Here is a 24,201-nt window from a genome sequence, read left to right on the forward strand (position 1 = left end):
ACTAACAGTACCTGTCAAGATCAAAATTATTTATAATCATTAACCGGTTTAAATATCAAAAGCAGCTTCAATACAAGCAAAAGTTGCAATTTTTAATATCTCATTAGCACTAGCGCCGGTTTGTAAAATTTGAACAGGCTTTTCAAAACCGTTGATTATTGGGCCAATAAAGCTATTTGAAGAAAATTCCTGTAGTAATTCGGTAGAAATAGCTGCAGTATTTAAACCGGGCATAATTAGTACATTTGCTGCCCCTGACAATCGACAAAATTTATATAATTTACGTGAATTAGGATTTAATGCAACACTTACCGACATCTCTCCGTCATACTCAAAATCTCGTTGCTCACTATCTAAAATCCTTACTGCATCATTTATACGCATCATCTTTTCTTTATCAGAACTACCAAAATTTGCATATGAAAGAAGTGCAACTTTCGGCATCATTCCCATATTTTTAGCGATGTCGGCTGTTTGAATAGCAATTTGTGCTAATTCCTCGCTGGTCGGATATTCAGTAATACTATTATCGGCAATAATAATGTTATGATCTTTAGCTATCATAATGGAATAGCCTAAAATCCTGTTGTTAACTTTAGGAGAAATTACTTTTATAATATCTGCTAAACTGCTTGCATAGCTCTTAGTAATCCCTGTTAGAACCGCATCGCCATCACCACATGCTACCATACAGGCGGCAAAAATATTTTTATCCGTTTTGACTAATTTTGCACAATCTCGGTAGAGATATCCTTTGCGCTGCAACCTTTCATATAAATAATCAATATATTTATCAATATTCTCATTAATAGCCGCATTCATTATTTCTATGTCATCTAAATTAGTATCTTGCCCTATTTTTTTTAAAGTCGCTTCTATTCTTTCAGCCCGTCCCACTATAATAGGATGACCTAGCTTATCATCACGCATCATAATTGCCGCCATAATTACTTCTTCCTCTTCTCCTTCGGCAAATACGATTCTTTTAAGAGGAGCATTATGGATTTTTTCGGCAAGCAAACTCATGTAATTAGAGGTAGGATTTAACCTGCTTGCTAATTCTTTCTTATATTTATTAATATTAAAGTCGGTGATTTTAGCAACTCCACTATCGATAGCAGCTTTAGCAACAGCAAGCGGGATAACGGTAATTAACCGGGGGTCGAAAGGCACCGGGATAATATAATCGGGCCCAAAAACCATTTTATAGCCAAAATAAGCCTTATATACTTCTTCTGGTACCGGTTTTCTGGCAAGTTTTGCTATCGCCTGGGCAGCTGCTATTTTCATTTCCTGATTAATAGTTTTAGCTCGAACGTCCAACGCTCCACGAAAGATATACGGAAAACCCATAACGTTATTAATCTGGTTATTATAATCAGAGCGGCCCGTAGCAATAATTGCATCGCTTCTAACTGATCTTATTTCCTCTGGAGTAATTTCCGGATCAGGGTTAGCCATGGCAAAAATAATCGGATTTTTTGCCATTTTTGCCACCATTTCTTTTGATACCGCACCTTTTGCAGATAAGCCAAGAAATACGTTAGCCGACTCCATAGCTTCTGAAAGAGTACGTAAATCTGTCTTTTGTGCATACATCTCTTTCCATTTATTCATACCGCTAGTACGACCTTGATATATTACTCCCTTCGTATCGCACAAAATTATATTTGACCTGTCAGCTCCAAGAGCTATCAACAACTCAATACAAGCAATAGCTGCTGCTCCTGCTCCGTTTACAACAATTTTAAGATCATTAAACGAGCGGTTAGTAAGGTATGCAGCATTTATCAGCCCGGCAGCCGTAATAATTGCTGTCCCATGTTGATCGTCATGAAATACCGGTATATCCATTATAGATTTTAACTTTTCTTCAATTATAAAACATTCAGGAGCTTTAATATCTTCAAGATTAATCCCTCCGAAACTATAATTAAGGTATTTTACCGCATTAATAAATTCCTCAGGATCTTCCGTATTAATTTCCAAATCTATGGCATCAATATCAGCAAAATTTTTGAACAAAACTGCCTTTCCTTCCATTACTGGTTTTGAAGCAGCGGCCCCTAAATTACCGAGCCCCAAAACTGCAGTGCCGTTAGATATCACAGCAACCATATTGCCCCTAGCAGAATATTTATAAATATTATCAATATTCTTAGCAATCTCAAGGCAAGGAGCCGCAACACCCGGAGAATAAGCTAGCGATAAATCTTGCTGTGTTACTAGCGGCTTAGTTGCTAAAATAGCAATTTTACCCGGCTTACCTTTGTTATGATATTCTAATGCTTCAGCGTAATTGATTTTATTCATTTCTTCCATGATAACTTATATTTATATTACTTGATTGTAATTTATAGCTTCTAGCGTTTTAGAGCAAGAAATTATTGATAGGTTTTTTAATCTTGCTCGTGTGAACTGATTATGTCATTCCTGCATAGGCGTTGCTTGGATCGAAAAAGCGTTCGATGTCACCCCGTGGCTTGACCACGGGGTCCAGGAAAAATAAACTGGTATTACTGACCCCGTGGTCAAGCCACGGGGTGACAGAATTGAAACTAACCCACACAAGCAACGCCGGTTTTTTATGCACAAATATTTTAAGTATTAACTAATTAAAGTATTATTAATTAGTTAATTGATTTATTAATAATAATTACCTATAGTGACGTTCTAATTAATAATTAAATGAAGTAAAATAATATGCCTAAATTAATAGTAAAAGAGAACGCTTTAAGCCCTCATGTAATATTAAGTACAAATAATGCTCAGCTTAATTTAGCTGGACCAAGCATTGCTATGATTAATATTCCTGTTTCTGCTCTCTATATAATAAATGGAATTACTGATGTTGAAGTTTTTGATAATTGTGATCTTATAATTGATAGTAGTGAACTACCTTTAAATAATATTAATATTTTTCAGGGCACTATAAATTTAAATAATAATTATGAAGGAACAGTGCCAGTAGCTATTTCTATAGAGGAAAATAGTAAATTCACTCAAACCGGTAAGGATTTGCCGATGAGTTCAGTAACTATAAGTGCTCAAGCAGACTTTAATTTCACTCATTATGGAGTAGATTATAATATTCATAATTCAGCGCCCTCGCTTAGTAGTCAATCGTCTGCCAATGGAGCAAATATTACTTTACTTCCTGGAACTGGAGCTAAAATAGACATAAAAAATCCCCATGAAAAACTAAGCATTCTTAAAAAGCTTGAATCAACAAAACTTAAACTTAACGATTTCAAATACTGTGAAAAGTTTTTAGATTTACTATCAGAAAATAATAGTTTATCTGAGGATATAACCGAGATTAATTCTTATATCAATCGGCATTATTTTGAGCTTACAGGAGTTGTAAAACAACATTCTACTATACATTTAGGGCAGAAGAAAGAGAATGCTTTAGGAGTGCTACCTGATGAAGTCTTAACGCATATTTGCTCTTATTTAAATTTGAATGATGTAGTACAATCAGAGTTAGCAGGAGAAGCCCCTAGTTTTACAGGGGAGTAAAATTAAGTTTTTATGTCATTCCCGTGAAAACGGGAATCCAGAAAATATATAGTCATCCTGAATTTATTTCAGGATATATTAGTGAGATGCTGAAACAAGTTCAGCATGACAATAAAAAGACTGGATTCCTGCCTCCGCGAGAATGACATAGAAGGTAGCAGGAATGACATCGAAAACATATACCTCACCCCAGTATATACATAATAATCGACAAAGTGATGAGTGAGAAAAAAGTAGTAAATGTTATAATCGACGCCATTGATTCCGGATCGCCGCCAAGTTGACGGGATAATACGTAAGCCGTGCTTGCACAAGGCAAACAGCTATATAATACTCCTACAGATTTGTTAACACCGTCAATTGACATTAGCCATAAAACTATTACTGTAACCAACGGGAAAGCTATTAATTTAATAAAGCTAGTTAATAAAACATTAAACAGCAGTTCTTTATGAATAGTAAATCTAAGACCTGCGCCGACATTTAACATTCCGATCGCTAAAGCAGCATTTGATAGGCTATCTAATGTTTTCTTCAAACCTAAATGCAGCTCAAGATTAGAATAATTAAACATAAATCCGACAATACTTGCGATAATTAACGGATTACGAATTATTAACTTAACCATTAAAAGAATGCTAGTTTTAAGAGTAGTTGCCACTGATTTATCGGGAATATAATAAGCAAAACTTATGACTGATAAAATATTAGTGAAAATAATCATATAAGAAGAGATAACGGCAACTATAGCCAGTCCTTCTTGACCTAGTAACGGAGCGCTTACGCCAAAAAAAATATAACTATTGTAACGAATCGAACCTTGAAATATTGAGGTAAATTGTGCTTTATCAATATTATATTTTTTCTGATAAATAGCTAAGCTAATAGAGATAATACAAGTAGATATAATAAGAGCGAGTACTAGTTTAATTATTGATGAAACGCTTAAATCGGCAGTAGATACATAATTAAAAAGCATTGCCGGAAATAATACGAAATATGATAGTTTTTCTATCCCTCGCCAAAATTCCTCAGAAGTCAACCATTTTGTTTTGATAATACTACCAAGGATAGTAATCAAAAAAATAGGTAAAGTACTGGAAAAAATATCGTTCATTGTTTGCGTAACATAATTTAGGTCGTTATTAGTAGAGAGGCAGTATTATTGTAAGAGCTATGTCATTGCGAGGAGGCATTTATGCCGACGTGGCAATCTAGAAAATAATAATTTTCATAGCCTTTTTATTATTTTTCTTTAGATTGCCGCGTCGTTGCTATCGCAACTCCTCGCAATGACGATGTTTTTTGCAACAATTTCCGATTCAAGCAATTATGCTGAGCTAGAATGACATCTTAAGCACTTTTACTCAACTTCTCTTTAATCAATTTTATCGTTTCTGCTACTCCGAAAAGCTTTATAAAAGTTCCAAGTCTTGGACCTTCATTTTGTCCGAGCAATATTTGATAGAGTTCTTTAAAATAATCACGTAGATTTTCATAGCCGGCTTGCATGCCAATATCATATATTTTTTCTTGAATTTGTTCAGCGCTTATATCATCTGTTAAACTAGCTAGCATTTTTAAAACATCTTCTAAAATAACTCTATGTTTAGCTGCGGGCGTTAAATATGATTTATGTGCTTTAACAAAATCATTAAAATATTTTACTGCAAAATCTGCTAAATGATCAAGATATAAAGCAGTTTTAGCTGTTGCTTTGGGCTCATATCTTGTAATAAATGCCCAAAGCGCTGATTTATCTGAAGGATTACATACCGATGCCAGATTCAAAAGTAATGCGTAAGTGATGCCGAAAGTTTCAATTTTTGGCACATGCCCATGATGAATATGATAAACAGGATTAGCTAATTTTTTTACGAAGTCTTCTTCTGCATGATATTTTTTATTAAAAGTAATATATTCATCAACATTTTTGGGAATTATATCAAAATATAACCTTTTTGCTCTGGTCGGTGATTGATACATAAAAAGTGACATACTTTCAAGCGGTGCATATTTTAGCCAATCATCAACACTAATACTATTGCCTTTAGATTTAGAAATTTTTTCGCCGTTTTCATCTAAAAACAATTCACAACATAATTGTACCGGCGGAGTGCCTCCAAGAATTCGGCAAATCTCGGAATAAAGTCGTGCATTGGCCAGATGATCCTTGCCGTACATTTCATAATCAACGTTTAAAGCTGCCCATCGCATCCCAAAATCCGGCTTCCACTGTAATTTACAATGTCCTCTTGTTACTGGTACTTCGACAAATTTACCTGCGTCATCCTTGTAGGTAACTGTTCCACTAGTCGGATCAATTTTTTCAATAGATACCTGTAAAACTTTACCAGTATCAGGACAAATAGGCATAAAAGGTGAATAGGTTGCCTTTCGCTCTTCTCGAAAAGTTGGCAACATTAACTCCATTATTTCGTCATATTTCTCAAGCACTCGTATCATCATCTCATCAAACATGCCTGACTTATAACACTGCGTACTACTAAAAAACTCATATTTAAAGCCGAATTTATCAAGGAATGATCGCAATTTAGCATTCATATGATGACCGTAACTTTCATATTCGCCGAACGGATCAGGAATAGCGGTTAACGGTTGATCCATATGCGCAGCTACCATTTCAGGATTAGGGATATTACTCGGCACTTTACGTAATCCGTCCATATCATCAGAGAAGCAAATTAATTTTGTCGGAATATCGGATAATTGTTTAAATGCTTCTTGCACCATAATTGTTCGGGCATTTTCCCCGAAAGTGCCTATATGCGGTAGTCCTGAAGGGCCGTAACCCGTTTCAAATAATACATAACCTTTAGCAGGAGCTTTACCTTGCAAATGATCTAATATTTTTTTAGCCTCTAAAAAAGGCCAAGCATTCGACTTTATTGCATCTTCAAATATTTCTGACATTCTTTTTTATTTTATTTGTGCTATATTAACAATAAAAGCAATCTACACTAAATTTAACGAATTGTAAAATATGACTTGCGTTTTTTATAGTTTTAGACAATTTTATTCTTTAAGGTTATAAAAATATTCAGATATAATTATGTTAATTACTTCAATTATAAATTTCATTCGAAAAGATAATTTTCGTGTCCTTCATTTAGGAGTAATTGCGATTTCCATACTAGCTCTTTCTGCTGCGTATTTTGCTGAATATATATTACATTACACCCCTTGCCCTTTATGTGTATATGAAAGATTTCCTTATCTAACTTTAATTAAAATTTCCTTAACTGCTTTAATAATTAAAAAATTAAGTAAATATAGTTTAATTTGTGTTCTCCTTACTATCCTCAGTTCTTGCGTATTATCAAGCTATCATAGTATGGTAGAGCGAGGAATAGTACAGCCAAGCAGCCTCTGCTCCTCAATGATCCGTATCCCTAAAGGCTTATCTATAGCCCACATCAAACAAATGCTCTACTCGCAGCCGATTACTTCCTGCACTAAACCTGCAATCAAAATCCTTGGTGTTTCTATGACTGAGTATAATTTGTTGTTAAATCTTTGCCTTTTAGTAGGACTATTAGTCATTTGGTTTTATCCAAAGGATAAGTACAGCGTCATACCGTGATCAAGTCAGCGTTGTGTTGCATGGTTTTGATGTCATTCCCGCGTAGGCGGGAATCCAGAAAAAATAGTCATCCTGAATTTATTCAGGATCTATTACCAAAAGATGCTAAAACAAGTTCAGCACGACAAAGGAAAGCCTGGATTCCTGCTTTCGCAGGAATGACATTAACCGCTTTTTAAGAGCCAAACAACAACGCCGACTTGGATCGCCGCATGACACCATACTCAACTATATTAGTGTTGCCGGGTTGATATGATAATATCAAATCATATCAATTAAAATACATAAAATTATGCTCGGTAAGATATTTGGCTCGCTCGGTGGCGCACTAGGTAAATCTATAGGCGGCGGTATATTCTCCACAATAGGTAGATTCGCCGGTAAAACTTTCGGTGATTATCTGGACCAGTTAAACCATAAGCCCGAAGAATATCATCAATATAAAAATATCAGGGAAAGTTTTCATTTATCTACTGCTCATTACGGTGAGCCAATACCACTAATTTTTGGCCTGGCACGAGTTAACGGTAAAATAATCTGGGCAAAACAAATTAAACAAATTGAGAATACTACTTCCTCCAAGGAATATTTTCCTTACTTTCATCAAATTAGAACTACTCATAGTTTGACGGAATATAAATATTATTTATCATTTGCTATTAGCATCTGCGAAGGAGAAATTGCAGAAATTACAAGAGTGTGGGCAAATGATGAACTAATAAATTTAGGTAAATATAAATTTCGATTATATTTGGGTTCAGAAACTCAAACACCTGATCCTTTAATTGAAAACTCTTGCGGTATCGGTAAAACTCCTGCTTTTCGCTCTCTTAGTTATTTAGTATTTGAAGATTTACCGCTAGAGGATTTCAACGATTCTATCCCAAATTTTTCATTTGAGGTAACAAGAAAACCTAATATACCTATAGCAGCCAATCACGTAATTACTGAGAATTTAATAAGCGCAATCAATATGATCCCAGGATCAGGCGAATATGTCTATGATACGATAGTACAATATAAAACAATAGAAAGCTCTTACGGCAGCTTCATCAACCGCGCACCAATTAACTCACATAATTATCTTAATATTGCCAATAGCATATTTAGCCTTAATCAATTACAAACTACCTGCCCAAATATAAAATGGGTAGCACCGGTAGTTTCTTGGTTTGCCGATAATCTAAATACTGAATTATGTAGCATAAAACCCGCTATAGAGTTTAACGATTCTTATACTAAATATTCAGCAGAGTGGCAAGTAAGTCATTATACTCGCAAGACCGCTAAAATTATTTCTAAAGATAATAACAATAATCCTAATTACGGCGGTAGCATTAACGATGCTAGTTTACTTCGTTATCTGCAGGAACTTAAAAAGCGTAATCTAAAAATTATGTTTTATCCAATGTTTTTTATGGATGTACCAGGCAAGCCGTGGCGTGGTTATGTCACCGGCGCATCCGATTCTATCCATCAATTTTTTAACAAGGCAGATGGCTATAATAATTTCATCCTTCATTATGCAAGGCTTGTTAAAGATTATGCTGATGCTTTTATTATTGGTTCGGAGCTTATCGGTATTACGAGTATTAAAGATTCTGCTGATAATTTCCCCGGAGTTAATGAACTTATAAGACTCGCTAAATTGGTTAAAGAAATAGTTGGGGTGAGAGTATTAGTCACTTATGCAGCCGACTGGTCGGAATATCATCATACAAACGGCGGCTGGTATAATTTAGATCCGTTATTTGCTTCTCCCGATATTGATTTCGTTGGTATAGATGCCTATTTTCCTTTAACTCGCACTCTAAACTCGCAAATAACGCGCGATGAAATTATTAAAGGCTGCCAATCAGGAGAAGGCTATGATTATTATTTAGACTATGAAAGGCAACAACAATCTTTATCTGCTGCCTATGCTTGGAAAAATTTAAGATATTGGTGGGAAAATCATCATTATAACCCTAACGGCTTGGTTACAACTTGGCAGCCGAAAATGAAAAAAATATGGTTTACCGAGTTTGGCTTTCCTTCGATCGATAAAGCACCGAATCAACCAAATGTATTTTTTGATCCTTTCTGTCAAGACGGTGGAGTGCCTAAATATTCCTCCGGTGCTACGGATTTTACGGTGCAACGTAGCGCTATCAAGGCTTTTTTAGAATATTGGCAAGAAGAGGAGTATATTGAAGAAATGTTTTTATGGACTTGGGATGCGCGCCCTTATCCTGCTTGGCCGCATGGTAATATTTGGAGTGATAATCATTTATGGGAAAAGGGACATTGGGTTAATGGTAAATTTGGTGTTTGTAGTTTAGCAGCGATAATTCTAGAATTATCTAATAAATGCGGTATTGCATTGCACAAAGTCGACATCTCTACTATTGATGAGACAATAGAAGGGTTAGTGCTAAATAAAGCTTTATCAACGATAGATATTATCAATTCTTTAAGAATATTTTATTTTTTTGATATTTTAGCTAATAATCATAAGCAAATTAAATTTATTAAGCGGGGTTACGGTGATTCGCATAATTTAGATCAAGGAGCTTTAGTAAAATTATCGGATAATAGTTATTTAAAACAAACCGAAATACCTAAAGAAAATATTATCAGTAAAATTACGATTAACTTTATTGATCGTTTTAATAATTATCAAAATTGTTATTGTTACATAAATAACGAAAATTCTTCAAATAACCCACCTTTAGCCATAAAAATCCCTGTTATTTTATCTCTTGCGGATGTTGAGAGGGTAGGACAATTAATTTTAAAAAATGCTGCTTTGGAAAGTAAAATAATAAAATTCGTAATATTTTCCATCTTTCATGGTTACAAACCTGGTGATTTTGTAATATTAAATTATTTTAGTTATCGATATCAAATAAGAATAGTTAGTATTGAACTATCAAACCTTACTTCTTTAATTACCGGTATTATCGATGAAGCAGGTGCCTATTATTTACCAACAACAGGCACCTCTAATATAATAGAATCAACTAGCTTGGAGGAAACTAAATGCACCCTTCTTGATTTACCTTTTAATGTCGTAAATACCAATGATAAACCTTATCTAGCCGTTTATTTACAAAGTAATATTAATCAATTTTTATATGTCTCTGATTCCAACGACAATTATGTAAAAATAGCTAATTTAACTAAACGTACTTATATAGGATATGTAGTTAAGTTTGAAAATGCTACAAATATTAATGTTTCAGAAACTGATACAATATCTAAAATTGTTGTTAGCTGTAAAAATTTTGAGGATTTAGTAAAGAATGATTGGAATTTGGCAATATGGGGTTCTGAAATTATTAAATTTCAAAAATGGCAAAAATTAGATATTAATACTTATCAAATTCAAGAAATAATGAGAGGAAATTTTTCTACTCAACAATTCATATCTTCTCATGGAAATAATGAACACTTTATTATATTAGAGCATAGTCCTAATATAATACCGGTATCGTCTAAATTAGAAAATAAAGAGATATATTTTAAAGTCGGTGACCTTAAAGCACAAAAAATTAAATTTCAAAATAGGGCTAAAATTGGTTAAAACTGTTTTTTCTCGCAACGGCATTATTGCGCGTGTTTATTCTAGACGTCTGGGCTAAGCGATTGCAAGGAGAGTGGCAATCTAAGACTCTCAGCGTCATTGCTTCGCCTCGACAGCGTTGTTTCATGGCTCTTAAAAAGCAGTTAATGTCATTCCCGCGCAGGCGGGAATCTAGTAAAACATATAAAAAACTTGTTTTTATATGTTTATTTTATCAAATAATATAATTCTTACATATATATTAAGGTTATTTTTTCTGGATTCCCGCCTGCGCGGGAATGACATCGGAGCCATGCAACAATGCCCGAATCTCCTCGCAATGACGCTTAGGCATTCACGCAACAATGCTTTAATTAGGTGCGAGTTTTTTTCTTTCCTAGTTTAGGCTTGGCTTTAATTTTATTATTAGAAGCAAGTTTAATAGAAGATTTAGATGAAGGAACATTAAAATGCTGATCTAATAAATCTATCATTTGTTTATCCCTGGAAATTGCTGTTTTGCCGCCGGTAACTACGGCAATTAGAGATTTACTGTTTCTGGAAGCAGTAGTTACTAAATTAAAACCGGCAGGGGTATGATAACCAGTTTTTAACCCATTTGCACCCGCATAATTTTTAGTAACTCTATTATGACCCTGTACAATATTACCTCTAAAAACAAAGCTAGTTTTTGAAAATAAAGGATAAAATGAAGGGTAATTTTTTTGTAATGCCAATGCTAATTTAGCAATATCTCTTGTCGTAGTTTGCTGCAAAGGATCATGCCAACCTGAAGCATTTTTAAAGTAAGTATCTTTCATCCCTAATTGACGTGCACGAACATTCATTAAATGAGCAAAATTTTTCTCTGAGCCTTTCATATCTTCCGCTACCGTTACTGAAATGTCATTAGCAGATTTTACGATTAAAGCTAAAATTGCTTCTTTTACGGTAATAGTTTCACCAGCTTTCAAACCAAGTTTACACGGAGGCATTTTGGCTGCTTTTTCCGATACGATTAATTTTTTATTTAGGGGTAACTTGCCGGATTCGATTGCTTCAAACATTAAGTATAAAGTCATAAGCTTTGTTAGAGAAGCGGGATAAATCCTGATTTGAGAATTACGAGCATGTAAAACCTTGCCGGTTTTTGCATCTACTACCAGGCTAGTTTGAATAGGGGCCTTCGGTGAAATTTTGATAGTTTTTTTGGCGTAGCTTATCGGCGCAGTAAAAGTTACAATAAAAATGATAAAAGATAACAGAGATTTTTTTAACATAAAATTTTTTTATAAATTTTAGATGTATCTTAAAGATATCATTATCGTATGATTGGCAACGACGAAATTTAACTATTCATGCAGGTATAGCATATTATAAATTTTAATTCAAATCCACTTTATTATTAAGATAAACTAATATACCAAGCCCAGGCAAGGCTAAAATTATAGTTAATACAAAAAAACCGTCCCATCCGAGTATATTTACTAATTTGCCGGCATAGATAGTGACCGTATTGTTACATAATGTGGCGGCACTACTAAGTAACGCATATTGCGTAGCTGAATATTTTTTATTACACAAATTGCCTATATAACCGACTAAAGCCGTAGCACCCATAGCAGCAGCAAAATTTTCTATGGAAATAGCAACTAATAATGCTTCAAAAGAAGGTGCTTGATGATTAAGCCAAATAAATGCAAAATGTGTAAAGCTTTGTACTATGCCGGTGATAATCAACCCTTTGAAATTTCCAAGTCTATGCATTACAATTCCGCCGGCAAAACCTCCTACCAGCGTTGCAATTAATCCATAAAATTTAGCAATTAAGGCTATTTGTCCTTTGGTATAGCCGAGTTCTATATAAAAAGGTGATGCAACGGCGCCAAGCATAGCATCGCCTAATTTGAAAAATATTACGGCTAAGAGTATAGTTATTGCAAATTTGCGAGTAAAAAATTCTTTAAAAGGATTAATTACGGCATGCGACCAGGAAGCAAAGGAAATGATGTTAATTGTTTCTCGTATTATTTTTTTTTCTTTAACGGTTATGATAAAAATTGTTGCAATGGCAAAAATTACTCCCATACCGAAAAATGTTGCCTGCCAATTGTCACCTGTTATTTCTGCAAAATATAAAGCACCGGCACCGGTAATAAGCATGCCGATTCGGTAACCAAGTACGGCTGTGGCACTAGCTAAGCTTTGTGTATCCTGATCAAATTTATCAATACGTAGAGCATCAGCGGCAATATCAAATGTGGCGGATAAAAAACCAAGGGCTATAGTCAAAAAATATAATAAAGTTAAAGAGATTGCTGGCTTGACACTGCTCATAATAATCAGCACTATGGCAATTAAACTAGAGCATAATATAAGCCAGCCTTTTCTATGGCCGAACTTACTTAATAACGGCACCTTAAAACTATCAATCAAAGGTGACCAAAATACTTTTAAAGAGTAGGATAATCTAGCAACTGCAAAGGTAGTAATAACGGCAATGTCAATTCCTGATTCCTTTAACCATACCGAGAGCGTGGAAAAAATTATAGCAAGAGGCATGCCGCTAATCGCTCCTAAAATTAATATTTCAAATAATCGATAATCCTTGAAGGTTTTTTTTAAGAGCATAGATTTAATTAAGTAATTTATTAAAGAACGATTTACATAATTCTGTATTTAAAGGTGGGATATTTTAAATTTTTGTTGTTGCAAGTAAAAGTATATCTACTATATACAAGTTATTAATATAAATAAGTAAAAGTTATTATGCAATCAGAGAAAAATTTTATCCTGCAACCTGTGCCGAAAACATGGAAAGAAATATTTCAAGAACTTGCTTCAATTTCAACTGATGATATTTTAATTGATAGAGAAGATTTACCTTTGCAAGAAAGGAAGATTTTGAATGATATATTTATTTAAAAAATTTCTAAATTTCTGTTGGCACTAGAATAACATTGCTCTAGGTATTTTCTAATCCACGCAATAATACTCGCTCATTTAATTCTCATCTACCCCTTAGTGCTAGCATTTTTTCAGTTATATTATCTTTAGCTTTTACAATTAAAGGTAATATATGAAAAAGATAATATATAGCAGTCAAACTTTCCAAAATATGATAATAAAGTCGTCTACTAATAATGAAGTAGTAATTTCTGGTTATGCGAGTGTTTATAATGTTACGGATCATCATAACGATTTAATCATTAAAGGAGCTTTTGCGTCAGCCTGTCATAATAACGTTAGGTTTCTCTGGCAGCATGATAGCAAGAAACCGATAGGTATTATTACACATCTATCGGAAGATGATTACGGTTTAAAAATGGAAGCGGTAATTAATAATAAAGTTAAAGCGGGTAGTGAGGCAATAGAGTTAGTAAAGCAGGGAGCGATAGACGGCTTATCTATTGGATTCTACGTCAAAATGTCAAATTACAACGAATCAAAACAAAGAGTAATTACCGAAGCAGAATTAGTGGAGGTAAGTATTGTCACTTTTCCGGCTAACCATAATGCTAAAATTTTATATATAACTAAGCAAGCGGATAATATGGAGCAAGATATAATAACCAAAGATGTAATAACCGATCAAATTAATCGGTTACAAGAAAAAATGCATAATATGCACAATTTTTTAGAAAGGCCGCACGGTTTAAATATAGAAGATAACGAGTATAAAACTGCTTTTATCGACTATGTACGTAAAGGAGAGGAAAGTGCATTTATCCGTAAGTCATCTTTGAATAGTAATATTGAAGAGGGCGGCGTACTGATATTGCAAACTTTGTATAATAGTATTATTAGCGAAATTAATGCTAGATCGCCGATGAGGCAAATAGCTTCAATTGAAACAATTTCTACCAATGCTCTTGATGTGATAAGCGAAAATGGTAAATTTACCAGTGGTTGGGTTGGAGAAGTTGATTTAAGGGAAGAAACACCGTCTGCAAAGTTAAAACAACAAAGGATTTTTGTACATGAGCTTTATGCCCAGCCGAAAGCAAGCCAAGCATTACTTGATGATACAACGATTAGGGTGGAGAACTGGTTAACGGAGCGTTTACGGGATAGTTTTGTTAAAATGGAGAATGACGCTTTTATTAATGGTGATGGAGTAAAAAAACCGAAGGGTATATTATCGCCTGATAACAGTAAAATAGAAAAAATTAAGATGGGTAACAAAATCGAGCCGGAAAAATTGTTAGATTTTATTAATTCTCTTAAAGAAGAGTATTTAGCAAATGCAACGCTGTTAATGAATCGTGTTACCTTATCGGAAATACAAAAACTAAAAGACAATAACGGGCGTTTTATTTGGCAGCAATCGCTTTCCGAGTCGTTTAAACAAACTATTTTTGGAGTGCCAGTTATTTGCTGTTCGGATATGAAGGCGATTGGAAAAGACAACTGCGCTATTGCCATCGGTGATTTTAAAGCAGGCTATAAAATAGTTGATCGTAGCGGCATTAATATTATGCGTGATCCTTATACCGAAAAGCCTTTTGTTAAATTCTATGCAGTAAAAAGGGTAGGGGGCGACGTAGTAAATCCTGAAGCTATTAAGCTTGGGTTGTTTGGCTAAATTGTCACCCCGTGGCTTGACCACGGGAGCTAGTATTTTTCTGGATGCCGTAGTCAAGCCACACCATGATATGAGGGTTAAAATATGTTCCACAAAAATAATTTTCAGATTATTAAAATATTTCCACAAAAAATATGGAGTTTAGAACAGGTAAAAAATTATATGCGAATTGAAGGTAATTATGATGATGACTTAATATTAGGAATAATTGATGCGGCAATCACTGCGGCAGAGAATTTTACCAAATTAAACTTTATCTCAAAATATGTAAAATTTATTTGTAACACTCAAGGTAAAAATAATTTTGCCCTAAAATATCAGCCTATAAAAGAAATAGTGAAAGTAACAAAACAATTGAAAGATCAAATAGTGGAGCTGACTAATGATCAATATTTTTTTGATAACGATATTTTAAGGTTAAAGCAGAAATTAGCGAATGATGAATTGATTGTAGAATATGTTAGCGGTTTTGAGGAGAATAATATTCCTCACTCGATAAAACACGGAATTATGCTGCATATTGCTGAAATGTATGATCGTCAGGGGCAAAGCTCAGTCGGCTTATCACCGGAAGTAAAGAATTTATATTTGCCATATAGAAATATCCAGATTTAGGTAAGAAAATGACAAAATCAATAGTAAGAAATTTTCAACATCAAATTAAGTTTTTAGAGAATTTTGCTGCAAATGTTATAGATAAAGATCGTTGGGAAGAGAAGTTAACCGTTTATGCTGAAATAAAACCTTTATGCGATAATAAATTTATTGCCCTGGAAAATATTAGTTTCAGGCATGTAATAACAGAAGGTTTTTTTCTTTTTAAAATTAGGTTTGTAAAAAACATCACTACTAAAATGCGTATTTTATTTAAAGAGCGACAATTTGAGATTAAACGCATTATTAATATTAATGAAAAAAGTAAATTTTTAAATATTATAGCGTTAGAAATATATGTATTATAATGTTATCGGTGATTTTCAGTTAAGCTTATATAAGTTGCTTGCAAACGATATTGAAATAAAGCAAAGCGTTGATCAAATATATCTTTCTGTTATGCAAGATGCAAAATATCCGTTTTTGTTAATTAATATGCTAAATATTGATAATATGGCAAATCTGAAACAAAATATTTCCAGAATAGAATTTGAAATATGTATTTTTGCTAATGATAAAAATCGTAATATTTCAGTATCACTTGCTGATAAAATTATGAATAAAATAGCCGTAGATTCATTTGAATTACAAAATTATATATTAGCCGGTATAAAAGCCGGTAATATGAAATTCCAAAATAGTAAAGATTTAATTACTACAAAACTAACGATAAATTATCAAGCTTTATTAAAACAGGAAATAATTAGGTAAATTATGGTACATTTAATCGAGGGAATCGATATTAGTAATTTAATTCGAGCAACAAATAAGTTCGAAGAGTTTCGCTTGCATTTAGACACAGAGCAAAATAAAGCAGGTAGTATTAAGGCGTTTGAATTTTGTTATGAATTGAGCTGGAAAACAATGAAGCGTTTCTGTGAAAAAGCTGGCAAAACTCCTTACACTTTAAAAGAAATATTTCGAGAGGCTGCCATTAGCGGTTTAATTTCAGATCCTCGTATATGGTTTAAATTTATTGAAATTCGTAATATTACTGTTCATACCTATAATGAAGAAAATATTGAAAAAGTTATTAGTATTTTTGATGATTTTTCAAATGCGTTAAATGAACTTTTAAGGAATTTGGAGAAGTATAATGATCTATCTTGATAAACAGGATTTATTGATATTACACTCTATACTACAAAAATATCCATATAAGTTTTATGCTTATGGGTCACGAGTTAAAAATACTTATAAAAAATTTTCTGACCTTGATCTTTGTATTATGGAAAATATTAGTGATGACATATTTTTTGAAATTCAAAATGCTCTTGAGGAATCTGATATATCGATAAAAATTGATATAAAAAGATGGTTTGTAGATATGAACGCAGGGTTTCGTTCATTGATTGAAAAGGATATAACTCCTCTATTACTCAAGAATTAATGAAGTAAATCTATGAATTTTCATAATATACGTATGCCGGAATTTATTGAAGTTTGTGCAGTAGGAAAGGCGGAGTTTTCTACTTCTCATGCTTTAACTATGTCGGGGCGAGAAGTGCGGCATTTAGACTGCGCCCATGCCTGTCAAAAATACTTAATTAAAAATTGCTTTTTAAGTAATAACGAATTTAATCAGTTTAATAGTTTTTTTAAAGCTCGGCGAGGTAGTAATTTTAGCTTTAGGTTTAGAGATTATGCGGATTATAAAGTAACTGGTGAATTTATTGCTAAAGGCGATGGAAGTCAAAAGCAATTTTACTTAAGTAAATTATATGATGATCCTATTTTTCCTTATAACCGAGCTATTACTAAACCCGTAGAAGATAGTATAGTATTATATATTAATAATGTGAAAACTGATTATGCTGTGGATTATAATCAGGGAATAATAACTTTACCAAAAGCTTTGGAACAGGAACAAATTTTAACTGCCGATTTTATGTTTGATGTAGCTGTAAGATTTAAAGGGGATAGTTTTGAATATACTTATTGTAGCGATGGATCAATTGCCTTGTCAGATTTAGAGTTAACGGAAGTAATAGTATGAGTATTTTATCATCCTTGAATATTTCAAAGCTAGAAAATTTTATTTATTGTTTTCAAATTAAATTGCCTGAAGGAAGAGAGTTATTTTTGACAAGTAGCGATCAAATTATTAAAAATAATGAAATAAGTTTTTTGCCAAATTCAGGTTTATTTGTAAAGCAAGGGGAGTTTAACGATTCTGCACAAAATTATATTATTATAGAGGGAATATTTGAAAACGGCGGGATAGAGAAATTTATGGATTTAAGAAATGCGGAAGTAAAAATAATGCTATATACCGACAATATTTTCGAGCATTTCATAACATATTATTGTAGTATCTATACAAAATATGATCTAAATTTTAAAATGTATTTACAGCCCGAAACGGTAAAATATAATCAAACTGTAATTAATAGCTTTAGTAAAAGCTGCCGTACGAATTTCGGTGATGCTAAATGCAGCGTAGATAAAAGTTTATATAGTGTGACCTATAACGTAAAAGAAGTTTTTAAGAAAAGCTTTACTATAACAAATATGGATAAGGAAAGCGGATATTATATAAGCGGAGAAGTTAGGTTCGGGGATAATTTATTTAACAGTAGGATACTTGATCATTTAAATAATTTAATTATAGTTGAAAATGTTATACCGGAAAATGTTAAAGCGGTAGGAAGTGTAACGCTTACTAGCGGCTGTGATAAAAAATTTATAACTTGTTGCAATAAATTTAATAATGCTATAAATTTCAGAGGTGAACCTTTAATCCCTGATTATAATTTTATAAATGTTAATTTAAATGAATAAAAATTTCATATGGCTTGATTCTATAAAACTTATTTGGCAGGAGAGTGTCAATATATTTGATTGCTTCAAAGCTATGCATAAGAGGAAAGAAATATATTTAGCTGATTATTTTAAAATAATTGAAGATGATTTAAATTGTGCATTTCACAAAATAAGAAATGACAAAAAATAGAAATTAGTATGAAAGAGACTAAAAGTTTTTTTACAAAGAATAATAGATTGAATAAAGGTTATTCAAGGTCTTTAAATTCGCGTGAGTTGGATAATAATTTTTACCGTAAGAAATTTGAGCATATTTTGCCACCGATTGATTTAATGACTGAGTATGAAAATATTTATCCCGGTACTTTAGAAAAATTAGTAAATATGGCGCAGAAAGAACAGGCGCATCGACATAATTTAGAGTTGAAAAATCTAGGCATTCAAGAAAAAGCTGCTAAAATTAGTAAAGTATGTGCACTAGTATTTGGAATATTTTTATTAAGTTCAATAATATTTCTTATTTTACTTGAAAAATATATTGTTGCTAGTATTTTAGTATTATTTATTATTGGTTTTGGGGTAATCCTTTTACAAAAGATTAATAAGAAAAATGAGCATATAAAAAGTAAAACTTACACAAATTCATAGGTTTATAAGTATAATTACTTATAACTGTTGTGAGTAATATAATAATTTAAAATAATACGGAGATAGGTTTATTTCTAAAGTTAAAAATAATTTTCCTAAAGCGAATAAAGATATTAGAGCTAGTAAAGTTCGTTTAGTCGGCGAAAATGGTGAAATGCACGGTATTGTAAGTATCAGGGAAGCAATAGAGGCAGCAGAAAAGGCTGGGCTCGATTTGGTAGAGATTTCCCCCAATGCTGAACCACCGGTGTGTAAGATTTTAGATTTCGGTAAATTTAAGTATGAAAGCAAAAAACGTGTACATGATGCACGTAAAAAGCAAAGAGTTATAGTACTTAAGGAGATGAAATTTAAGCCTAACATTAGCCAGGGTGATTTTGACGTTAAAGTTCGTAAGATAAAAGAGTTTTTAAAAGACGGCGATAAGGTAAAAATTTCGCTATGGTTTAAGGGTAGGGAAATTATTCATAATGAACTCGGTAAAAAATTATTTGAGCGTATCGAAACAGAATTAGAAGGCCTAGCAAAGATTGATCAAGCTGCTAAAATGGAAGGTAAGCAGATTATTATGATAGTAAGCCCTGACGTTAAAGTAGTAGTGAAGTAAAAATTTGTCTCGTCCTTGCGAGAAGATTCGATAGCTACGACGCGGCAATCTAGAAAATAAATAGTCATTGACTTCATTTATTTCAGGATCTACTACAAATGGATGCTGAAACAAGTTCAGCATGACAAAGAAAAGCCTGGGTTCCCGCCTCTGCGGAAATGACATAACTAACTCAGGTTATACAACATAATACTCATCTCACAAATCTTAAAAATTAAATTATGCCAATTAAAATTTTAATGCCGGCCTTATCTCCTACAATGACTGAGGGTAATATTGCTAGGTGGTTAAAAAAAGAAGGGGATCAAATTAATCCTGGAGAAGTAATTGCCGAAATCGAAACTGATAAGGCAACCATGGAAGTAGAAGCGGTTGACGAAGGTATTCTTGCTAAAATATTAATAGCTGAAGGAGCAGAAAACGTACCAGTCAATTCTCTCATTGCCGTTTTGACTGAAGAAGGAGAAGACGCTTCTTTAGTTGATAATTTTATTAAAAATAATTCTGCCGTGAAATCTGCAGAAAAATCATCCACTGAGCCTCAATCATTGCCAGCTAATAATGCAAAAGCAGAAAACTTCTTAACAGAAAAACCTGAAAATAATAATAATGGAATATACTCAAAACAAAAGAGTATATTTGCATCACCGCTTGCAAGAAGACTAGCCGCTATTGATAATATTAGTCTTGAAAATATTAAAGGTACTGGTCCGCACGGTAGAATCATTAAGAAAGACATATTAGAAGCTTCTACCACTTCTGTTAAATCAAATGAAAAAACCATATCAAGAAATGCAGAAGAATATTATTTGGTTCCGAATAATAATATTCGTAAAATTATAGCTAAACGTTTGCTTGAATCAAAACAGACAATCCCGCATTTTTATTTGTCTATTGAGTGTAATGTCGATAAGTTACTGGATATAAGAGAAGATATTAATAAATCATTTGGCAATGATAAATCTCAAAAAATTTCCGTAAATGATTTTATTATTTTAGCAGTAGGAAAAGCTTTAAAAGAAGTGCCTGCTGCAAATGCTAGCTGGCAAGATGAAGCAATTAAATATTATAGTAATATAGATATTTCGGTGGCAGTAGCAATTGAGGGCGGTTTAATTACTCCCGTGGTTAGAAATGCTGATCAAAAAAACATTGTTAATTTATCTCGTGAAATGAAAGAATTAATAAAAAAAGCTAGAGAAAATAAACTTACGCCGTCTGAATTTCAGGGCGGGGGGTTTAGTATTTCAAATCTCGGCATGTACGGTATCAAAAATTTCAATCCTATTATTAATCCCCCACAAAGTTGTATCATAGGGGTAGGTGCTAGCTCAAAACGTCCGATAATAGTAAATGATCAAGTGAAAATAGCAACTATTATGGATGTTACGCTCTCTTCCGATCACCGAGTTGTGGATGGAGCGGTGGGGGCGGAGTTCCTAGCTTCATTCAAAAAGTTTATAGAGAGCCCTGCGTTGATGCTGTTGTAGTATGGAAGGTTAAACATGTTCAATGTCATTACCGCGAAAGCGGGAATTCAGGCTTTGTCATTGCAGACTTTATCATTGCGAAGAGATACGCAAGTACCGACTTGGCAATCTCTCTTAAATTTCATGAGATTCCCTTCGTTGGCATAGATGCCTTCTCACAATGACGGATAAAGGAGCTGAATTCCTGCTTTTAGCGAGGAATGACATACTACTACTTTTAATGACATCTTAATTTGATAACAACAAAAATATATGAGTTTTTCCGATAATTTAACAAAGATTTTAGATAAACACGAAGAGTTATCTAAAAAATTATCTACTGGTATAATCGGAGAGGAATTTGTTAAAGCTTCTAAAGAATATTCAGAACTTGAAAATATAGTTGAGAATATTAAAGAATATAATAAAACTATAGAGGAACTTCGGCAGGTAAGAGCGCTTAAGCTAGAGCCGAATTTAGATAATGAAACTTATGAAATGGCTAATGATGAAGTGAATCGCCTTGAAGATTTGACTCCTAAATTAGAACGTGCAGTAAAAATAGCACTTTTGCCGAAAGATGAAGCAGATAGTAAAAGCGCTATTATTGAAGTGCGAGCTGGTAGTGGCGGTGAAGAAGCTGCACTTTTCGCGGCAGTATTATTTAATATGTATCAAAGATATGCAGAATTAAAAAAATGGCGTTTTGAGATATTGTCAATTTCTGATACTGGTATAGGCGGCTATAAAGAGGCTACTGCTTCAATAAAAGGAAAAGACGTATTTTCTAAATTAAAATTTGAGTCCGGTGTTCATAGGGTGCAAAGAGTACCGGAAACTGAATCAAACGGTCGAACTCACACTTCTGCTGCAACCGTTGCCGTACTTCCTGAAGTGGAAGAAGTTGACATAAAACTTGAGGAAAAAGATTTAAGGATTGATACTTATCGTGCTTCAGGTGCCGGAGGTCAGCACGTTAATACGACGGATTCGGCAGTTCGGATTACTCATATTCCTACCGGTATCGTGGTTGCATTACAGGATGAAAAATCTCAACATAAAAATAAAGCTAAAGCGTTAAAAATTTTAAGAGCTAGAATTTACGAAGAAGAACGCCGTAAAAAAGACCAATCCCGCGCAGATACTCGTAAAGATCAAATCGGTTCAGGCGATAGATCAGAGCGTATACGTACCTACAACTTTCCTCAAAATCGTGTATCCGACCATAGAATAAATTTAACTCTTTATAAAATAGAAGAAATAGTAAAAAACGGTCAATTAGATGAACTTATAGAGGCACTAGTTGCAGATGATGAAGCAAAAAAGCTTTCAGAAGTGTAATATTTCTCTGCGTTAAAGAATTGACTCGCGTTGTAGGGAATTCATGTAAGATATTATTGTGTAGGTCAAAATCGTTAAAAATATCGTTATTGCAAGCGCCTAAAAGGAGCGTGGCAATATAGCTTTGTCATGCTGAACTCGTTTTTGCATTGTTGCATGCCTCAATAAAAACAGTGATATGTCATTCCGCGTAGGCAAGTATCCAAAAAATATTTATATTTATCATTGCGAAGAGATGTGACAAGCTATCTTAAATTTCATAAATTGCTTCTTTGGCATAAATGCTTTTTTGCAATGACAGAGAGACGACCCTTATGCCGGAATGACATAAAAAATTCGAACTATGCAATAACGCTACTTTTCCTAGGCTCTAATACAAAAATATCGTGAAATAAATGAAGTAACGACTATCTTTATTCTAAATTGCTTGTTGCTATCGCGACTCCTCGCAATGACGTTTAATATATGATACAATTGGCATTTTTAAATTTTTAAAATAAGTTCCTCCTGCAAATTTTCGTTGCAAGAGGAACCCTAACTATACTAATTTAATAATAACTATTTCTCACTATGGGAGCTTCTAGAGTGAGAACTATGGGTATTATCATGACTATGTTTTCCACCTTCATGACCCATGGCAGAAGCAGCTTTACTTCTTTCTTCGGCAGAAGAATCTTTACTCTTCATCGTAGCCGCTGCATGAGATAGGTTATTATTATGTTTGTCTTCAGTTTTATGATTATTATGGGTATTTTTATGATTGGTCATAATAGCCTCCTTAATTAAAACGGTTGAACATTATTAGCAAGTCTGTAGATTAAAACAATCTACGATAGTAAAATATTTACATGTTAATTTTATGTCAACTATTTTTTTATATTTTTATAATTTAATTTTTTCCAATTAATATTATAGTTGTTTTTCAATCTTGACTTGTTAAAATAACAGGAATATATTTAAATTATAAAATATTCAAACAGGGAGGAAATTATGACAACTTTAGTTGGAACTCAAAAAAATTTTGTTACCGCTCTTAAAGAACTTATAGAGCTTGATTATGACGCAATAGAAGCTTATGAAGCAGCTATTAATAGAATTAAAAATGAAGAATATAAAAACAGACTGCAAAAATTTAAAGAAGATCACGAGAGGCATGTGAAAGAATTAAATAATCTGTTAGTTATTCATAAAGAAGAAGTTGTAAAAGGTCCGAGTGTAAAACAGTGGCTAACCAAAGGTAAGGTAGTACTAGCTAATTTAGTAGGAGATGAGGCTATATTACATGCTATGCTAACAAATGAGGAAGATACGAATATGGCGTATGAAAGATTAAATAACCATCCCGAAAAATGGCAGGATGCAGCAGAAATCCTAAAACAGGGGCTTTCTGATGAGAGAACTCATAAAAGATGGATTGAAGAAAACGAAAATAAATTAATTTAAATTTTGTTCACAGAGCCTAGT

23 protein-coding genes and 1 pseudogene are annotated in these 24,201 nt (G+C 33.2%); 18 read left to right on the forward strand and 6 right to left on the reverse strand.

Going from position 1 to position 24,201, the window contains the following annotated elements; translation table 11 throughout:
• Nucleotides 1–48: 48 nt before the first annotated feature.
• A complete protein-coding gene (locus tag OTR29_RS02215; protein WP_422229024.1) occupies nt 49–2,322 on the reverse strand; it encodes an NADP-dependent malic enzyme in 2,274 nt (757 codons plus the stop codon).
• 381 nt (nt 2,323–2,703) lie between these two features.
• Here OTR29_RS02215 and OTR29_RS02220 point away from each other — a divergent pair, with 381 nt between their 5' ends.
• Nucleotides 2,704–3,522 carry an F-box protein gene (locus OTR29_RS02220; protein WP_422229025.1) on the forward strand — a complete coding sequence of 273 codons (819 nt, stop codon included), beginning with the start codon at nt 2,704–2,706 and terminating at the stop codon, nt 3,520–3,522.
• A gap of 184 nt (nt 3,523–3,706) precedes the next feature.
• Here the strand turns inward: OTR29_RS02220 and OTR29_RS02225 are convergent, their stop codons facing one another.
• Together OTR29_RS02225 and OTR29_RS02230 are read right to left on the reverse strand one after the other, a co-directional pair.
• On the reverse strand, nt 3,707–4,639 hold the full coding sequence (locus OTR29_RS02225; RefSeq protein ID WP_422229026.1) for an AEC family transporter: 933 nt from the start codon (nt 4,637–4,639) through the stop codon (nt 3,707–3,709).
• 236 nt (nt 4,640–4,875) lie between these two features.
• The gene (locus OTR29_RS02230; protein WP_422229027.1) at nt 4,876–6,456 is read right to left on the reverse strand and encodes a lysine--tRNA ligase; all 1,581 of its coding nucleotides are present in this window, start codon (nt 6,454–6,456) and stop codon (nt 4,876–4,878) included.
• 139 nt (nt 6,457–6,595) lie between these two features.
• Between OTR29_RS02230 and OTR29_RS02235 the strand changes: the two genes are divergently transcribed.
• On the forward strand, nt 6,596–7,126 hold the full coding sequence (locus OTR29_RS02235; RefSeq protein ID WP_422229028.1) for a disulfide bond formation protein B: 531 nt from the start codon (nt 6,596–6,598) through the stop codon (nt 7,124–7,126).
• A 292-nt stretch (nt 7,127–7,418) separates the two neighbouring features.
• Nucleotides 7,419–10,691 (forward strand): baseplate megatron protein TIM-barrel domain-containing protein, encoded by a 3,273-nt coding sequence (locus OTR29_RS02240; protein WP_422229029.1) that lies wholly within the window; start codon nt 7,419–7,421, stop codon nt 10,689–10,691.
• A gap of 353 nt (nt 10,692–11,044) precedes the next feature.
• Here OTR29_RS02240 and OTR29_RS02245 read toward each other — a convergent pair whose 3' ends face one another.
• Nucleotides 11,045–11,950 carry a D-alanyl-D-alanine carboxypeptidase family protein gene (locus OTR29_RS02245; RefSeq protein ID WP_422229030.1) on the reverse strand — a complete coding sequence of 302 codons (906 nt, stop codon included), beginning with the start codon at nt 11,948–11,950 and terminating at the stop codon, nt 11,045–11,047.
• Between the two features lie 103 nt (nt 11,951–12,053).
• Complete coding sequence (locus tag OTR29_RS02250; RefSeq protein ID WP_422229031.1) at nt 12,054–13,301, reverse strand: AmpG family muropeptide MFS transporter; 1,248 nt, start codon at nt 13,299–13,301, stop codon at nt 12,054–12,056.
• Between the two features lie 138 nt (nt 13,302–13,439).
• Between OTR29_RS02250 and OTR29_RS02255 the strand changes: the two genes are divergently transcribed.
• The 14 genes and pseudogenes from OTR29_RS02255 (at nt 13,440) to prfA (ending at nt 22,737) form a co-directional block, all read left to right on the forward strand.
• Nucleotides 13,440–13,595, forward strand: coding sequence for an AbrB/MazE/SpoVT family DNA-binding domain-containing protein (locus OTR29_RS02255; RefSeq protein WP_422229032.1), 156 nt, complete (start codon nt 13,440–13,442; stop codon nt 13,593–13,595).
• Between the two features lie 154 nt (nt 13,596–13,749).
• A complete protein-coding gene (locus tag OTR29_RS02260; protein ID WP_422229033.1) occupies nt 13,750–15,255 on the forward strand; it encodes a phage major capsid protein in 1,506 nt (501 codons plus the stop codon).
• An 84-nt stretch (nt 15,256–15,339) separates the two neighbouring features.
• A complete protein-coding gene (locus tag OTR29_RS02265) occupies nt 15,340–15,870 on the forward strand; it encodes a head-tail connector protein (RefSeq protein WP_422229034.1) in 531 nt (176 codons plus the stop codon).
• A gap of 8 nt (nt 15,871–15,878) precedes the next feature.
• Nucleotides 15,879–16,217 (forward strand): phage head closure protein, encoded by a 339-nt coding sequence (locus OTR29_RS02270; RefSeq protein ID WP_422229035.1) that lies wholly within the window; start codon nt 15,879–15,881, stop codon nt 16,215–16,217.
• The gene (locus OTR29_RS02275) at nt 16,207–16,620 is read left to right on the forward strand and encodes a hypothetical protein (protein WP_422229036.1); all 414 of its coding nucleotides are present in this window, start codon (nt 16,207–16,209) and stop codon (nt 16,618–16,620) included. The genes OTR29_RS02270 and OTR29_RS02275 overlap by 11 nt, the downstream gene beginning before the upstream one ends.
• A gap of 3 nt (nt 16,621–16,623) precedes the next feature.
• Entirely contained in the window at nt 16,624–17,019 is a 396-nt protein-coding gene (locus tag OTR29_RS02280) for an HI0074 family nucleotidyltransferase substrate-binding subunit (RefSeq protein ID WP_422229037.1), read from the forward strand.
• Complete coding sequence (locus tag OTR29_RS02285; RefSeq protein ID WP_422229038.1) at nt 17,006–17,299, forward strand: nucleotidyltransferase domain-containing protein; 294 nt, start codon at nt 17,006–17,008, stop codon at nt 17,297–17,299. Before OTR29_RS02280 ends, OTR29_RS02285 begins: the two co-directional genes overlap by 14 nt.
• Before the next feature lie 12 nt (nt 17,300–17,311).
• Nucleotides 17,312–17,905 (forward strand): phage distal tail protein, Rcc01695 family, encoded by a 594-nt coding sequence (locus tag OTR29_RS02290; protein ID WP_422229039.1) that lies wholly within the window; start codon nt 17,312–17,314, stop codon nt 17,903–17,905.
• A complete protein-coding gene (locus tag OTR29_RS02295) occupies nt 17,902–18,690 on the forward strand; it encodes a DUF2163 domain-containing protein (protein ID WP_422229040.1) in 789 nt (262 codons plus the stop codon). The genes OTR29_RS02290 and OTR29_RS02295 overlap by 4 nt, the downstream gene beginning before the upstream one ends.
• On the forward strand, nt 18,683–18,862 hold the full coding sequence (locus OTR29_RS02300) for a hypothetical protein (RefSeq protein WP_422229041.1): 180 nt from the start codon (nt 18,683–18,685) through the stop codon (nt 18,860–18,862). The genes OTR29_RS02295 and OTR29_RS02300 overlap by 8 nt, the downstream gene beginning before the upstream one ends.
• Before the next feature lie 8 nt (nt 18,863–18,870).
• Nucleotides 18,871–19,188, forward strand: a pseudogene (locus OTR29_RS02305) (DUF2335 domain-containing protein); the annotation flags it as partial.
• A gap of 202 nt (nt 19,189–19,390) precedes the next feature.
• The gene (infC, locus tag OTR29_RS02310) at nt 19,391–19,927 is read left to right on the forward strand and encodes a translation initiation factor IF-3 (protein ID WP_422229064.1); all 537 of its coding nucleotides are present in this window, start codon (nt 19,391–19,393) and stop codon (nt 19,925–19,927) included.
• A 221-nt stretch (nt 19,928–20,148) separates the two neighbouring features.
• Complete coding sequence (locus OTR29_RS02315) at nt 20,149–21,417, forward strand: pyruvate dehydrogenase complex dihydrolipoamide acetyltransferase (RefSeq protein ID WP_422229042.1); 1,269 nt, start codon at nt 20,149–20,151, stop codon at nt 21,415–21,417.
• Between the two features lie 252 nt (nt 21,418–21,669).
• The gene (gene prfA, locus OTR29_RS02320; RefSeq protein ID WP_422229043.1) at nt 21,670–22,737 is read left to right on the forward strand and encodes a peptide chain release factor 1; all 1,068 of its coding nucleotides are present in this window, start codon (nt 21,670–21,672) and stop codon (nt 22,735–22,737) included.
• Between the two features lie 558 nt (nt 22,738–23,295).
• Here the strand turns inward: prfA and OTR29_RS02325 are convergent.
• Nucleotides 23,296–23,505, reverse strand: a complete 210-nt coding sequence (locus OTR29_RS02325) for a hypothetical protein (RefSeq protein WP_422229044.1) — start codon at nt 23,503–23,505, stop codon at nt 23,296–23,298.
• Between the two features lie 222 nt (nt 23,506–23,727).
• On the opposite strand from OTR29_RS02325, the gene OTR29_RS02330 reads away from it, so the two are divergent.
• Nucleotides 23,728–24,180 (forward strand): DUF892 family protein, encoded by a 453-nt coding sequence (locus OTR29_RS02330; protein ID WP_422229045.1) that lies wholly within the window; start codon nt 23,728–23,730, stop codon nt 24,178–24,180.
• Nucleotides 24,181–24,201: the final 21 nt, after the last annotated feature.

It is taken from the genome of Rickettsia endosymbiont of Halotydeus destructor (genome assembly GCF_049278075.1).
GTDB lineage: Bacteria > Pseudomonadota > Alphaproteobacteria > Rickettsiales > Rickettsiaceae > Rickettsia.